Annotated in this window: 11 protein-coding genes; 6 read left to right on the top strand and 5 right to left on the bottom strand. The window is 60.0% G+C overall.

Features of this window, described 5'->3' with window-relative positions:
• Positions 1-7 precede the first annotated feature (7 nt).
• Positions 8-1,600, top strand: a complete 1,593-nt coding sequence (locus tag C7378_RS12375; protein WP_131997122.1) for a GGDEF domain-containing protein — start codon at positions 8-10, stop codon at positions 1,598-1,600.
• Between the two features lie 13 nt (positions 1,601-1,613).
• On the opposite strand, the gene C7378_RS12370 is transcribed toward C7378_RS12375, so the two are convergent.
• Complete coding sequence (locus tag C7378_RS12370; protein WP_243648229.1) at positions 1,614-3,770, bottom strand: prolyl oligopeptidase family serine peptidase; 2,157 nt, start codon at positions 3,768-3,770, stop codon at positions 1,614-1,616.
• 237 nt (positions 3,771-4,007) lie between these two features.
• Between C7378_RS12370 and C7378_RS12365 the strand changes: the two genes are divergently transcribed.
• The gene (locus C7378_RS12365; RefSeq protein WP_131997119.1) at positions 4,008-5,249 is read left to right on the top strand and encodes a hypothetical protein; all 1,242 of its coding nucleotides are present in this window, start codon (positions 4,008-4,010) and stop codon (positions 5,247-5,249) included.
• Positions 5,250-5,320: 71 nt separating this feature from the next.
• Here C7378_RS12365 and C7378_RS12360 read toward each other — a convergent pair whose 3' ends face one another.
• A complete protein-coding gene (locus C7378_RS12360) occupies positions 5,321-7,846 on the bottom strand; it encodes an ADOP family duplicated permease (RefSeq protein WP_131997116.1) in 2,526 nt (841 codons plus the stop codon).
• A 13-nt stretch (positions 7,847-7,859) separates the two neighbouring features.
• Positions 7,860-8,195: a PadR family transcriptional regulator gene (locus C7378_RS12355; RefSeq protein WP_243648228.1), complete on the bottom strand. Its 336-nt coding sequence runs from the start codon at positions 8,193-8,195 to the stop codon at positions 7,860-7,862.
• Between the two features lie 270 nt (positions 8,196-8,465).
• Between C7378_RS12355 and C7378_RS12350 the strand changes: the two genes are divergently transcribed.
• On the top strand, positions 8,466-9,218 hold the full coding sequence (locus C7378_RS12350; protein WP_131997113.1) for a DUF6920 family protein: 753 nt from the start codon (positions 8,466-8,468) through the stop codon (positions 9,216-9,218).
• A gap of 3 nt (positions 9,219-9,221) precedes the next feature.
• Here the strand turns inward: C7378_RS12350 and C7378_RS12345 are convergent, their stop codons facing one another.
• Both C7378_RS12345 and C7378_RS12340 read right to left on the bottom strand, forming a co-directional pair.
• Positions 9,222-11,027 (bottom strand): AI-2E family transporter, encoded by a 1,806-nt coding sequence (locus C7378_RS12345; protein WP_131997110.1) that lies wholly within the window; start codon positions 11,025-11,027, stop codon positions 9,222-9,224.
• A gap of 204 nt (positions 11,028-11,231) precedes the next feature.
• The gene (locus C7378_RS12340; protein WP_131997107.1) at positions 11,232-12,011 is read right to left on the bottom strand and encodes a helix-turn-helix domain-containing protein; all 780 of its coding nucleotides are present in this window, start codon (positions 12,009-12,011) and stop codon (positions 11,232-11,234) included.
• A gap of 173 nt (positions 12,012-12,184) precedes the next feature.
• Here C7378_RS12340 and C7378_RS12335 point away from each other — a divergent pair, with 173 nt between their 5' ends.
• From C7378_RS12335 to C7378_RS12325, 3 genes are all read left to right on the top strand, one after another.
• Entirely contained in the window at positions 12,185-13,105 is a 921-nt protein-coding gene (locus C7378_RS12335; RefSeq protein ID WP_131997104.1) for a TIGR01777 family oxidoreductase, read from the top strand.
• A 99-nt stretch (positions 13,106-13,204) separates the two neighbouring features.
• On the top strand, positions 13,205-14,278 hold the full coding sequence (locus C7378_RS12330; protein ID WP_131997101.1) for a fibronectin type III domain-containing protein: 1,074 nt from the start codon (positions 13,205-13,207) through the stop codon (positions 14,276-14,278).
• Positions 14,279-14,318: 40 nt separating this feature from the next.
• Positions 14,319-15,023, top strand: coding sequence for a site-2 protease family protein (locus C7378_RS12325; protein ID WP_131997098.1), 705 nt, complete (start codon positions 14,319-14,321; stop codon positions 15,021-15,023).
• Positions 15,024-15,031 lie beyond the last annotated feature (8 nt).

The raw sequence follows: 15,031 nt of genomic DNA, 5'->3' as shown, positions 1-15,031 counted from the left end.
TCTCTTTATGAGCATTGAGGCCAAACTGCGCCAATTTACCCTGATACAGCGGCTGCTGATGGGTGCGCTCCTCGGGTTGACGGCTCTCCACGCGTTGCTTTTCGCTCCGGGGTGGCAGCCGGTCCCCGTTTCGCGGCTGCTCACCGCTGCGCTTCCCCTGGTGGTCGCACTCTGTGGCCTGTGGCGCATGAGCAAGGTATCAGCCCGCGAGCGACCCTCCTGGCTATGGCTCAGCCTTGCTCTGGCTCTCTGGGCTTCCGGTCAAATTGTTGAAGTCCTCGTCAGCCGCTCACCTGCAGCCAGCAATCTTACCGCTGACCCATCGGAATTCTTCTACATCCTCGCGGCCTTCCCCCTGCTGCTGGCCATCTCCAGCACCGCCGAGACGGAGTCCATCGCCAGCCTTTTCTCGCTCAACCTGCTGCAGTCGCTTCTCGCCGCTGGCCTCACCTTCGTCCTGCTCTTCCGTACGCCGCTCCCATCACAAAAGGCTTCGATGGAGATCCTCTATGCGGTCGAGTGCGGCTTTCTCGCCATCGCCGCCACCCTGCGCCTCGTCACCTGGTCCACCGCTGAAGAGCGGCGGCGCGTGCGAATGCTCTGTGGCGTGCTGTGGCTCTACCTGCCGATCGAGCTTGGCATGGACTATGCGACACTCCGCTGGAATCTGCGGGCAGGCACCCCGCTCGATCTGCTCTGGAGTGTGCCGTTCCTTTTCGCCGGCTGGCGGGCGCTGACCTTACCCTTCGACGAACCGCCGGAAGCTGCGAAACGCCACAGGATCAGAAGAAAAATATTTCTTCTGATAGAGAGTCTCTGCCCGCTTCTCATCACTTTGGGTGTCTTCGCCCTTGCCGCCATGCTTGTGCCCCGGCACCCGGCCATCGCCCTCGCCGCCATGCTTCTGCTGCTCTTGATCCAGGGGCTTCACTCCGGACTTATCCAACTTAACTACCTGCTGAGCCAGCGTCAGTTGCTCAGGCAGGAGGAAAAACTCAAAGAAACTAACCTGGTCCTCGAACGTCTCTCCTGGCTCGATCCCCTCACCGGCATCTCCAACCGCCGTCACTTCACCACTGCGCTCGATGCGGAGTGGAAGCGAGCCACCCGCCGACGCGCACCTCTCGCTATCCTGATGATCGACGTTGACTACTTCAAGAGCGTCAACGATCTCCATGGGCATAGCTACGGCGATGCCTGCCTGGTCCGGGTCGCCAATGTCCTGCGCGAAGAGCTGCGCGGAGCAGCCGATTTGCTGGCCCGCTTTGGCGGCGAGGAGTTCATCCTCATGCTGCCCGAGACCTCCAGCGAGGACGCGGCTGCGGTCGCCGAACGCCTGCGCTGCGCCACTGCCCAGGCCGCCATCGTCAACCGCGCCTCGCACTTCCATCAGCGGCTTACCATCAGCATCGGTGTCGCCTCCAGTCAGCCCGGCATCGTCATGAAGCCCGAACTCCTGATCGATGCCGCTGACCGCGCCCTCTACGACGCAAAGCGCCGCGGACGCAACTGCGTCTCCCTATGGCACGCGGAGAGTGAAGCAGAGGGTACGCCCGCATCGCTGCACTCGCGGGGAGTAGCAGCACCGCATAGAACCTGACGCACCCCTCGACCTATTGCACGCTCGTCTCGTTCCACAGGAAGGCCAGCTCGTCACTACTGTCCGCAATCGACTGCTGCAGGGAAACACCCGCGCTATGACCTCCCGTCGTGGTGTAGTGCAGCAGGATCGGCCGGTCGCCGCCATTCTCTGCCTGCACCAGCGCCGTCATCTTGCGCGCATGCAGCGGGGCGACCCGGGTGTCGCTGTCGCCTGAGAAGAACATGATCGCCGGAAACTTCGTCCCGGGCTTCACGTTCTGATACGGCGAATAGCGGCTGAGATAGTCGAACTGCTGCGGATTCTCCGAGCTGCCATATTCCGTGGTCCACAGTCGCCCGAAAAGGAAGTTCTGATACCGCAGCATGTCCAGCAATGGATAGCCGCACCAGATAGCTCCGAAGAGCTCCGGGTGCTGCGTCATCGCCGCGCCCATCAGCAGGCCTCCATTCGACGCACCGGCGATCGCGAGCCGTTCTGACGTCGTGTAGTGGTTATCGATCAGGTAGTGCGCTGCCGCGAAAAAGTCGTCGAACACATTCTGCTTCTTCTCAAACATGGCAGCCTTGTGCCACGCTTCGCCATACTCCTCGCCGCCGCGTAGATTTGGCAGCGCCACAAATCCACCCTGCTCCATCCACCAGGCGAAGGAGGTGCTCCACGTCGGCAGCATGTCCACATCGAAGCCGCCATAGGCTGTCAGCAGCAGGCGTGCGCTGCCATCCTGCTTCAGCCCCTTCTTTCCAGCGATAAACATCGGCACCCGGGTCCCATCTTTCGAGTGGTAGAAGACCTGGTGAATTTCATACTGAGAGCTGTCGAACGGCGCCTTCGACGCAGCAAACACGGCAGACTTGTGCGGCCCCGTTTCGTAGTGATAGATCGTCGGCGGTTGTGTAAACGACTGGAAGCTGTAGAAGCCCTCCTTGCCCGTCGACCGCCCCGACAGCCCCGTGCCCGCGCCAATCCCCGGATAATCGATCGAGCCTGTCTGCTTGCCATCGAGCGAATAGCTCGTCGTCTCCGTCTTCACGTCGTGCAGCCGTCTGAGAAACATCTGGCCGCCCACGATACTGAACTGGTCGATTACCTCGCCGCCCGCAGGCACAACCGTCTTCCACGCATCAGGCGCCTCACCCGGAGTCACTTCCACCACGCGGCTGTTCGGCGCTTCATAGTTCGTCAGCAGGAAAAACCTGTCTCCCATCGTCGCCAGCTGCGCATGCGCTTCGATGCCATAAATCACCGGTACAAACGGCGCATCAGGCTTGCGCAGATCCTTCACCAGGATGCCGTCACGCGTCGCAGGTACCCCATGGCTGACGCTCACGACCAGGTAGTGCCCGTTCTCCGTGACGCTCACGCTCATCAGGTCCAGTTCGCCCAGCGCCTGGCCGTTGAATGTCTTCCCAAAGACAAATGCGTCCTTGTCTACCGGTGTACCCAGCCTGTGGTAGTAGACGTTCGTTCCCTCGTGGGTAAAGCGCGAGTAGTAGAACCCCTTCGCCTCATGATCGAAAGCCACATCGTACCGCGCAGGCGGCAGCACATCGGGCAGATCCTTCTCCGTCGCCACGTCGAGCACATGGATCGATTGCTCGTCCGCGCCTCCCGAACGCTCGCCATAAGCGATCAACTTGCCGCTGCTCGCTATGCTCTCGATCGTCACCGATGTGTTCTGGTCCTTGCTCAGCTTCGTCACGTCCAGCAGCAGCTTGTCCTCGCCATTCCACTTCGTGCGCATGTAGAGCGAGGCCTGGTTCTGCCCGGCGAGCCGCTTCATGAAGAAGTAGCGGCCGCTCCGCTCCATCGGCGTCCCATAGGAATCCACATCGAGCAACTTCTTGAGCGAAGCGGCGATCTCCGGCCTGTTCTTTACCTGCCGCAGGTAGTCGTCCGTGTACTTCATCTGCGCGTCAATCCACGCCCGCGTCTGGGGCGAGTTGCCATCCTCCAGCCACCGGTAGTTATCGACCACCTTTTCTCCGTGATAATCGTCCGTTACCGGCACAATCGCCGCCGCTGGCGGAGGCGGCAGCGTTATACCGTTCTTCCCGTGAATCACCGTAGCCTTGCCGCCCGCCTGTGTGCCATGCGAACAACCAGCCAACACCAGCACCAGCACTCCAGCCACCGGCCGCAACCCTCTCCACCACGACAATTCGCTCACCCGGTCATTCTCCCGATTCAAAAGTTGAACTCCATCCTAGCCCATTCCCTCGAATACCGGAGGCGGAAACGCCCTTTTCCTCTCTTCGCGCTAGAGGACATTTCCGCTCGATAGAAATTTCTGCCCTTCCCGAATCGGGAAACGCAATTCCCTTCTGAAACCAACCTCCTCGCCTGCCTCACTTCCACGTTAGAAAACCCTTTATCTTCGCCGCATGATGCGGATGAGGACGACACCATGCAACCCAACTCCAAGCCGCATCTCGAGCAACTCGGCGGCGCTCTCCTGCTGCTCTTTCTCTGCCTGCTCTTCTTCTTTCCGCTCGGGTGCGCTGTCTCTACCTCAGGCCTGACCAGCGCCTCGGCCGCGCTCGCCGCCACCTCTGCGGGAACCATTCAGCCGCAGTTCTTCGGCATGGACATCCTTCATCAAAGCCACTGGCCCTCCATCCCCATCGGTTCACAACGCCTCTGGAACAATGGAGTCTCATGGGCGGAGATCGAGCCGCAGCGCGGCGTCTTCAAATGGGCTCTGCTCGACCAGGAGGTAGAAAACGCGCAGACCGCCCATGTCAGCCTCATGCTCACCCTCGGCATGACTCCGTCGTGGGCCTCAAGCAATCCCGGGCTTCCCTCGACCTACGGGGCAGGCGCAACCGCCGCTCCGGGCAGCATGTCTGATTGGGACGATTACATTCAAGCCGTCGTGTCTCGCTACAAAGGCCGCATCGCCGCCTATGAGCTTTGGGGCGATCCATCCTCCGCAACCTGCTGGAGCGGCACCGTGCAGCAACTGGCTGCGCTCAGCGCCGACGCCTACCAGACGATCAAGGCCACCGACCCCGCTGCAAAAGTAGTATCGCCGGGCGGCGACCAGAACTTCCTCGAACAGTTCCTGCAGTCAGGCGGCGGATCCTACGTCGACATCATCGGTTATCCGCTCACGCCCACGCCGGATGCACCTGAGTCTGTCATCGGCCTCGTCCAGTCCGTTCGCAACATCATGACCACCTATAACATCGCGAGCAGGCCCATCTGGAATACCGCCGACGCCTGGTCCTCGCCGGCCAGCTTCGCAACCGGCGACGATCAGGCAGCCATTGTTGCGCGTTCTCTCATCCTCAATGCCTCGGCCAACATCGACCGCGTCTTCTGGTACGCATGGGATAACAATCGGCCCAGCGCCATCCAGTTCACCGACAGCAACTATCAGCCCACCGCAGCCGCGTACGCACTGCAGCAGGTAGAGCAATGGCTCTCAGGCGCAAACATCAACGGCTGTAGCCCCGATGCAGAATCCACCTGGCGCTGCCAGATATCGCGCAATGGCACTCCTGCATGGATTGTCTGGAATCCGCAAACAGACGTCAGCGCCAGCACCATGGGCATGAGCACCATGACAGATCTCAAAGGCAACCAGCGGGACATATCTAACCAGCAGAACATCACCGCAACTGCGATGCCTGTGCTGCTGCAATAAACTGGCCGGAGACAAATGAACCATTCTCGCAGCTCATTCATCCGTCTTATTCCGACGATGGGCCCGCTCGGCTAATCGTGATGCAGTGCCTTGACGATATCGACGCGAAGGGCCCGCCGCGCAGGTAGCACAGTTGCGATGACCAGGATAAACAAGAGCAGCAGTGTAGCCGCGGAATAACTCGTCGGATCCAGATTGCTGATGCCGTAGAGTGTCCCCCGAAGCACGCTTGAGGCGAAGCCTGCGATCACAATGCCGGCTACGAGGCCCAGCATTACAGGCAAGGCGAACTGGCTCAGGATCGCCCGCAGAATTTGCATCCGTGTCGCCCCGAGTGCAAGACGAATTGCAATCTCCTTCGCGCGCTGGGACGCAGTGTAAGCCACGAGTCCAATAATGCCTATACCAGCCAGTAGCACTGCGATGAAGCCGACCAGGCTCACGGAGGCGGCGATACGTTCGACCGTTGCGACGTTCTCCTGAAAGAGACTTTGCAGCGAGCGAATCTCCGGGAAGAGTTTGGGGTCAAGGCTCTGCGAAATGGATTTGATGATGGAACCCATGCTGGATGCGGCTCCGGCGACCTTGATGACGAGGGACATCTGTGGCATATCGTCTGTCTGCACGGGCCAGTACTGCTCGGTTGCATCGCTATCGCTTAGGGAGTTGACGCGGGCGTTGCCAACCACGCCCACCACTATGTCGCGTGGCGTAGAAGATGGATCGTCACTTGGCAGTGCCTTCCCGATCGGATTCTCTCCGTGCCAGATGCGGTTCGCCAGCGATTCGCTGAGGATGGTGGCATGCTTCTCGGCAGGAACGAAGGTGCGTCCGACCAGGAGTGGGATGTTCATGGTCCTGAAGTAGTCAGGCTCGACGGAGTTGGGAAAGATGGCTACCGGCTTCCCCTGAATTTGGGTGCTGATGCGTGCGACCCTGTGGCCCATAGGTGGAAGCTTGACCAGAGCGACGGACAGGACGCCGGGCTGCTCGCGAAGACGCGACTCCATCTGCGCGAGATAGACTCCTGCGGCAGCGGGTGTGTAGCCATGCTGGGCAAGTTGCGGATCGACTGAAACAACGCTTTGATAGCCGAAGCCTGGCGAGTTGTACAGGATGTGTTGCATAGCGTGAACGAGCAGGCCGGCGACGATGAGCAACACACAACTCGCAGCTACCTGTGCTGCAATCAGCACCTGTCGCGCGACAGGTTTGCGATTTTGCTGCCGCGCGATCTGCAGCGCAGGAGTTAAACCAAACAAGATCGCGGCGAGGAAGGCGATGCATGTGGAGAAGGTGATCACTCTCCAATCCGGTATCGCCGAAAGCCATGCAGGAGCGTTCGTAAGCATGAGGACTACACGCAGCGAAATCACACTGAGAATGAGCCCTGCCAACGATCCAAGCAGGGCGAGCAGAAGACTCTCCGTAAGGAGTTGGCGCAGAATGCGTCTTTTACTTGCGCCGATGGCGATGCGAATACCGATCTCGTGCTCGCGGCTCATGCCGCGTGCGAGCAGCAGGCCTCCCAGGTTTGCACACGTGACGGCAAGGATCAGCAGCGTGAGGATGGATATCATGGCCGCGACCTGATACATCGCAGGCTGCATAACCTGCAGATGACCGCCGGGAAAGGCAAGTATGAATTCGTTCTCCCACACGCCCTGCGGATCCACTTTTTGAAGCTGACCAGTCAAGGTAAGGAGTTCCTGCTCGGCTGCCTTCGCTGTTGCGCCAGGAGCGAGACGACCCCACATGTGACAGGCGTCAACCTGGGAGTCACTGAGGATTTTGCTGCCTTCTATGATGTAAGGCTGTTGCAGAATTGGCACCCACAGCTCAGCCCTGTCTGCACCAAGACTGGCGAAGTTGGAAGGCAGTACTCCTGCTATTGTGACGGCCTTGCCGTTGAGGTGCAGAACGTGGCCCACCACGCCAGGATCCGCGTTGAGACGCTGTTGCCAGAATGTGTAACTCACCACCGCAATCGGCGGCGCGAATGGCTTGTTGTCAAGCACCGGGTCGAACAGTCTGCCGAGAGATGGCCGGGTGCCCAGTTCCGTAAAGTAATTTGCGGACGCAAAGCTGAGATGCGCGGGCTGCGTGTCGTTATCGAGTGCTACAGGTGGAACCTCCATAACAGCCAACACCGCGCTGAGCGTGTGGGCATGCGTACGGTAGAACTCGATATGCGGATAGGGCATTTCACTGCTGATACGGGTAGGCGAGCGACGCTGGAACTGGATGAGCGATCCGGGATCACGCACGGGCAACGGCTTGAGAGCGATCATGTCGAAAAGGCTGAAAGCCGCGACGTTGACGCCAATGCCGATAGCAAGCACGATGACAGCTGTGAACGTGAAGCCAGGCGAACGGCGAAGGACCCGTGTCGCATAAGAGAGGTCCTGGAACAGACGTCCCATCCAGGTCCAGCCCCAGGCGTCGCGGGCATTCTCGCGGAGGATGAGTGTGTTGCCGAAATTGCGAGCGCGCTCCTTACCCATCATCTCGCGGTGAAAAAGCATCTCGGCTTCAAGTTCGCGATCATGCTGTCGACGGTGCAGTAGATAGTTCAAGCGGCGAAAAAGCTCACGCATTGCGGTCTCCCTTTCACGCGGTACGGAGGATGGCTTGAATGGCTTCGGTCACACGATCGTAGTCCGACTGCTGCGCCTGTAGTTGTTTACGGCCGGCTGCGGTCAGGGAGTAAAAGCGTACCTTGCGGTTGGTCTCTGAGATACCCCACTCCGAGGTGACCCAGCCCTTGAGCAGCATCTTCTGCAGCGTCGGGTAAAGAACTCCCTCTTCCACCTGAAGGATCTCGCTGGAGAGAACATGAATGCGCTGCGCAATGGCGTAGCCATGCAGTGAGTTAGAGCGGAGGACACGCAGGATGAGCATGATCAACGCGCCAGAAGGCATAGAGATCACAGGTATACGATTCATAGGGGTAAGAATGCTATGCCTTAGGGAACATGTCAAGTGTAAACTCGGCATCGCGCGAGCTCCGCCATCGGCTTGCATAACGATTTCGTTCCTGTCCCCATACGATTCAGACCGCACTGTGACCCCGGTCACGGACGCAGGTAGGCTCAAGCGTTCAATGTAGAAATCAGCTCGCATGCTTCAAGGTGCGAGAAAGGTGCAGTCTGACATTCGTGGCTAGCTGCCAGAGACAGAACCCTCGATCGCAACCAGTGATGGAAGGATCCACATATGCGCCGGCTACTGACTCTGGAAAAAGTTTGGACAGCTGCCCCTGAAGAAGAGCTCCTAAAGAAATTTGCCCCCTGTGCTCTCGACCCGCTGCCTGGCCCGGTGCAGCGCTTTTTGAAGCACGCTATTGCCCCCGGCACAGCGCTCGCGTCTGCTGTCCGGCTGCAAATGCACGGCGAGATCAAGCTGAAGCGGTGGTTCTCTTTTTCCGCTGAAGAGGTCATTCACTGGAACAAGGCAATGATCTGGAAGGCGGCCATACGCATGCACGGCATTCCCGTTCTCGGAAGCGATTACTTCCTGAACGGAAAGGGCGGCATGCAATGGAAGCTCTTCGGCCTGCTGCCATTCCTCAACGTGTCCAGCCCTGACGTTACCCGTTCAGCCGCGGACCGCGTCAATATCGAATCCCTATGGCTGCCCTCCGTTCTATGCAGAGAAGAGGTCAACTGGACCGCGACGGATCAGAACCACATCCACGCCCGCTTCTTCGCTCACAACGAGGTCGCTCAGATTGACTACCAGATCGACGCAACTGGCCGCTTAAAGAACGTCTCCATGCCGCGTTGGGGAAACCCCGGCCAGGAAGGGTTTGAGGCGCTACCCTTCGGAGCAATTGTTGAAGAGGAGCGAAGCTTTGGCGGGTATGTTCTTCCCTCCGTTGTCAGAGTCGGCTGGTTCATCGGTACCGACAGGTTCGAGCGTGAAGGAGAATTCTTCCGCGCAACCATCGACCAGGCCACATTCTGTTAGGGATCACACTGCTACTCGTTCACACTGTTTCAACTCATTGCTTGCCTGGGCCAGGGTCTTCACTACGGCATCCGGACGTGCCGTCCCGAACCTTTCCCGCATGGAATCCAGGTTCGCGTTTGAGCCCCACAGCCCCAGCACGATTTTGTTCTGCGGCAGCTGCTCGCGAAGCCGCTGGCACAGGGCCCGCGCACGTGCAAAGGCGAAAGGAGGCAGCGCCGAGATGCAGATCGAGGTCTCCGGCTCCGCTGCGAGCCGCGCCAGTATCTCATCCGACAGCGAGACCACCGGCAGCATCATCGTGTTGTGTCCGGACTGCTCAAGCACCTGCGCCAGCATTGCGGCCGCCACTTGGTCCGTCTGCTCGTTCGCCGGGATACATACGATCGGACAGCCCTTGCGCTCCAAGCCAGTATCGAAGGCCATCAGCTCCGCCGTCAGTTCTGTAATCGACTGCAGCATAAAGGCCGATCTCACCTCATCGAGAACGCCCTTATGGCGATCCTGCTCCACCAGGCACAGGGCGGGCAACAGAACGGCGTCATAGAGTTCAAGAGACGTGCGCCCCTCAAGATAGCGATCGGCTATCGCGTGCGCCTCAGCCTGATCCATGGCCAGCAAACGCTCGTAGAAGTGGGCATCCGGCGTCAACTCGGCCTCATCCCCCAGCAGCACATGCAGAAAGCTCATCTGCGGCACGTAGCGGCCCAGCACGATCAGACATACCGTCAACGGAGTCGCCAGCACCAGCCCGGGAATCCCCCATAGCAGCGTCCATACGACTGCCGTAATCAACAGGGCAAGGGACGAAATCCCCGTGTGGCTGCCATAAAGCCACGGCTCTACAAAATTCGCCACCGTGATTTCGAGCACGCCAAACAGCAGCAGCACAAACAGCGGCGGCCCCCATGTATCGAACACCGCCAGTGAATACAGAAACGGCAGCGAGCCCCCCACAAGCGTTCCTGCATACGGCACCAGCCGCAGCAGCCCTGCGAGCGCGCCCCACAGCGTCGCGTTCGGGACGTGCAGCAGGTAAAGCCCCACGCCGAAGACTACGCCGTACGCCGCATTCACGACCGCATTCATCACCAGAAAGCTGCTGATTCGCTGCGCCGCGTCGTTCAGCGCCTGCGTCATCACATTCAGCCGCCCGGCCCCGGCCAGCAGCAGCAGGCGGTTACGCAGGTCTTCGCGCTTCAGCAGCATGTAGAAGGTGAAGATGATCACCATGGTGGCCGTGCCCAGCGGCCGCAGCACCGGCGTCACAAACTGCCGCAGGTACTCTCGCTCGGTGATGGGCGGTGGCACCACTGTTACCAGCGACGGTTTCGGATGCGCCTCTGCTTCGGCCTTCGCCTCCTCACGCGCTTTGCGTGTCATATGGGAGCGCTGTATCGGATGGGAGTCCACCGTCTGTGTGCCGGAGATCTCCTGCCCGACCTCGCCCATGCTCGTCAGCGCCCGCCCCAATGCGCCGTCCTTCGGCATATGCAGGGCATCCATCTTGTCGTGGATATTCAGACGATAGTTCGGCAGATCGCTTGCCACGTTGAGCAGCTGCCTGGCTACAATCCAGCCCACCCCGCCCACCACAGTCGTCGCAAAAACCATCACCAGAACTACAGCCGGCAGCCGTCCCACACGCACCTTCTGCAGCAGGATCACCACAGGCGCAAGCAGGAAATTGAGCGTCAGCGCCATCGCCAGCGGCATCAGAACCGGTCGGCCATAGTAAAGCGCAACCACTGAAAGCGCCAGCATCAGCATCGGCTCATTGGCCAGCATCCCGCGCCGGGGCCTTGCCATTACGCTGGAAGATTTGTCGTGGTGAGAATTTGTGTTCCCGCTTTTTTCGCGCACGCTCATGTTTTTGCCAGTCTTTCAGTTTAGCTGGACTGGAATCATGACGCCGAATATTTCACGATGCGGGAACCTGAGAACAACACAGAACACGGCGGGAAATCGGGACAGAGTTATGTCAAACCCGCTCCGGTTCCCGCCTTTGAGAAGCTAGCTGCGATCCTGCGGCCGCAAGGGCGCGGTCGTCGAGGGAGACGGCGCTCCCGGGAGGTTGCCCTTGGCTGCATTGGCTGCAACGCGCGGCTGCGTCGCGCGCGCTCCCAGCGCCGACCCCATCGGGCGCAGGTTCATGGCAGGCTGAGCAGCTGCCTGTTGGTGCATGGTCACAATAATCGCCTGGGTCGGCTCCTTGCCCGCGCAGCGATAGGAGTGTGGCGTGCTCGCATCGAAGTAAACCCCGTCGCCGGATTCAAGAATATGAACCTTTTCCGCGTGCCGGATCTCCAGTTCCCCCTCCAGCACAAACAGGAACTCGAAGCCCGGATGCACATGCGGGCGAACGTCCGTGCTCTTCTTCAGCGGAACGAATTCAGCAAAATAGGGGTCGAGCTGCCGATCAGGCACCATGTAGCCAAGGCTCTCGAAGAAGTAAGTCGGATCATCGACTCCCGTCTGCGGCAAACGCACGCGTTCCTTCTTTTTGTGAACACGGAAAAGCGTATGTGGCTCTGTCTCGAAGAAATACGACAGATCCTTGCTGAAAACCATCGCAATCCGAGCCAGGTTCCGCAGCGTCGGCACCACTCGCCCCGTCTCCAGCTGCGATAGGAAGCTCGCTGAAAGCCCTGTATGGCGTCCCAGTTCCACCAGCCCCATTGACTTCTTAAGCCTCAGGCGCTTGATGCGCTCGCCGATATGCTTTTCCGCGATGAAGCTCTCAGCACTCTCTTGATCCACCTGAACCGGAGCTACTGCGTTTGTCTTTTCCATGGAGAGATCCTCTGTCTATATCCAGTCTGATGCAATTCCTTAAAACTGTGTTCTTCTCATCAAAATAGTTATTCATCTTAGTTAAATTATTCCCCGCCACGTTTAACCACATGAATATCTCGGTTCACCCGCATCCCAATAGCACCTAATCTCAGAAGAGAAGAGTGAGCAAAATGGCCCTAATGGAAGAACGCATCATCCTGAGCGGCGGATCTGGAATGATTGGCGTCGCTCTCACCCACACCCTCTCCGGTGAGGGTGCAAGAGTCGTGAAGCTTGTCCGCGGAAAGGCCGAATCGGCGGGTTCCGTCCACTGGGATCCCTCTTCCACCCAGCCGCTGGCCGACCTGTCGCCCCTTGAAGGCGCCCGCGCCGCGATTCATCTCTCCGGGGCAAATCTGGCCGCGCATCGCTGGACGCCTGCTTATAAAAAGGAGATTTTCGCCAGCCGCGTCGAATCCACCCACGCCATCGTGCGCCTGCTCCAGTCCCTCCGCCGTCCGCCAGCCGTGCTGGTGACCGCCTCGGCTGTAGGCATCTACGGCGACCGCGGCGAAGAGAAGCTGACGGAGCAGTCCGCACCCGGCGTTGGCTTCCTGGCTGAAACCTGTCGCGCCTGGGAGGCAGCCGCCGATCCCGCAACTGCAGCAGGCATCCGCGTCGTCCACACCCGTTTCGGCGTCGTACTCGATCCTCACGGCGGCGCACTCGCCAAGGTGCTTCCTCTCTTCAAAGCCGGGCTCGGGGGCAAACTGGGAGACGGAGCCCAGTGGATGAGCTGGATCACCCTCGGCGATCTCGTCCGCATGGTGCTTCATCTCATCGAGAACCCTGAGATTTCCGGCCCCGTCAACGTCGTCGCTCCTCATCCCATTCGCAACTCGGACTACACCCGCGCGCTCGGCCACGCCCTCCACCGCCCGGCGATCATGCCCGCGCCGGCCTTTGCCCTGCGTCTCGCCCTTGGCGAAATGGCCGACGCCGCACTGCTCTCCAGCACCCGCGCGCTCCCTCAGAAGATCGAGTCCGCCGGTTTCCGCTTTGAGCATCCTGAGATTGGCCCGGCACTGGCAGATCTGCTTTTGCGTTCCTGACTTGCTTTCGCTTTCCTGATCTGCTTTTGCATTCCTGATGAGGCGTACCGCGCCGGTCTTATCCCGGGGGGCTTGAAATGCACTACTCTTAGTCTTGTCATGAAGTTGCGCGTGCTGGCCGCCTTTTCGCTCACCATCATCCCGGCTGCTCTCACCCTCGCCGGTTGCGGCATGCCCGCGAACCCTCAGCCACCCAGCCTCATGCTCCCCAATCCGGTCAAGGACCTCACCGCCGTCCGCACTGGAGATAAGGTCAGCCTGCACTGGACGATGACCAGGCGCACGACCGATAAGATCACCCTCGTCAGCGATCAGGACGTGCACATCTGCCGCGAACCCGCCGGCAAAATCTGCGAAACCGCAGGAACCCTTCATGCCGCTCCCGGCAAACCGGCTGAGTTCACCGACACTCTGCCCGCAGCCGAGGCGAAAGGTCAGCCAGCCCTGCTCACTTATCATGTTGAGCTTCGCAACAGGTTTGGCCGCAGCGCTGGACCATCCAACCCCGCCTGGACCGCCAGCGGCGATGCCCCAGCGCCGGTCGCCGCGCTTTCGGCGAAGACTGTCCCCCAGGGCATCCTGCTCACCTGGCAGCCTGCTCCGGCTCAGCCCGCGGACACATCCATACGCATTCAGCGCACGACCGTTAGCCCCTCAGCTCCCAGGGCCGCCAACAGCGATAGCTTCCGGCTCAAAACCCCGACCGAGCAGACCCTCGCCGTTCCCAGCAATGTCAGCCAGGCCCTCGACAAGCAGCCCGCCTTCGACCAGTCCTATCGCTACACCGTGCAGCGGGTGCTCGCGCTCAACCTTGGCGGACATCTGGTTGAGGTCGCCAGCAGCCCCAGCCTGCCTGTCACTATCGATGCACGCGACATCTATCCACCAGCGGTTCCCAGCGGCCTCGAGTCAGTAGCCGACCAGCAGGGTCACGCGATCGATCTCTCCTGGACCCCGGACTCCGACGCAGACCTCGCCGGCTACATCGTCTATCGCAGCCAGAGCAGCCTGCCTGCCGTTCGTATCTCCGGCAGCAAACCCGTGGCGACTCCCTCCTATCGCGACACGACCCCCGCGCCCGGCGCCGTTTACACCTACTCTGTCAGCGCCATTGACCGCGATGGCAACGAGAGCGCGCGCTCCATGACCACCAGTGAGACCCTGCCGCAATAACCACTGATTCCTAACTCACCTGCTACGATCAGACTGAACTATGAATCAGCAGGAAATCGTCCTCAAGATCTTCGAGTATGTGATTCTCGTCTTCTCGCTCAGCCTCCACGAGGCGGCGCACGGATGGATGGCTTCGCGCCTCGGCGACCCCACGGCGCGGATGCTCGGTCGCGTAACCCTGAACCCGATGAAGCACATTGACCCGCTTGGGACGGTGCTGATTCCCCTGGCGATGCTCTTCCTCGGCTCTTATGGCCGCTTCCTTATCGGCTGGGCCAAGCCCACGCCCGTTACTACCCGCAACTTCAAGAACATCACCCGCGACGACATTCTCACCACCCTCGCCGGGCCCGTAAGCAACGTAGTCGCCGCCATCGCCGCATTGATCGGGCTGGTTCTGATGGCCAAGCTCTCTCCCGCGGGCGCCCTTGCCGTCCGCGATGTCGCCATGGGCGGCATCGATCCCCAGCTCATGGCTTCAAACCCGACCGTCTTTCCCCTGGCGATCCTGTTCTACCTGAGCGTGGTGTTGAATCTCTTTCTGGCGGCCTTTAACCTGCTGCCCCTGCCGCCGCTCGACGGCTCGCATATTCTTCGTCATATGCTGCCCTACAAAGCGCTCCAACTCTACGACCGGCTGGGCATGATTAGCCTGATCCTGATGATCTTCATCGGCGCGCCTATCGTGAACTGGATGGTCAACCCGGCAATGAAGCTCGTCTACCAGGTCATGATGGCGCTTTAGCACTACGC

Origin of the sequence: Acidipila rosea (assembly GCF_004339725.1) — a bacterium.
GTDB lineage: Bacteria > Acidobacteriota > Terriglobia > Terriglobales > Acidobacteriaceae > Acidipila > Acidipila rosea.
The sequence above is the reverse complement of the archived record's forward strand: the minus strand, read 5'-3'. Positions and strand labels throughout refer to the sequence as shown.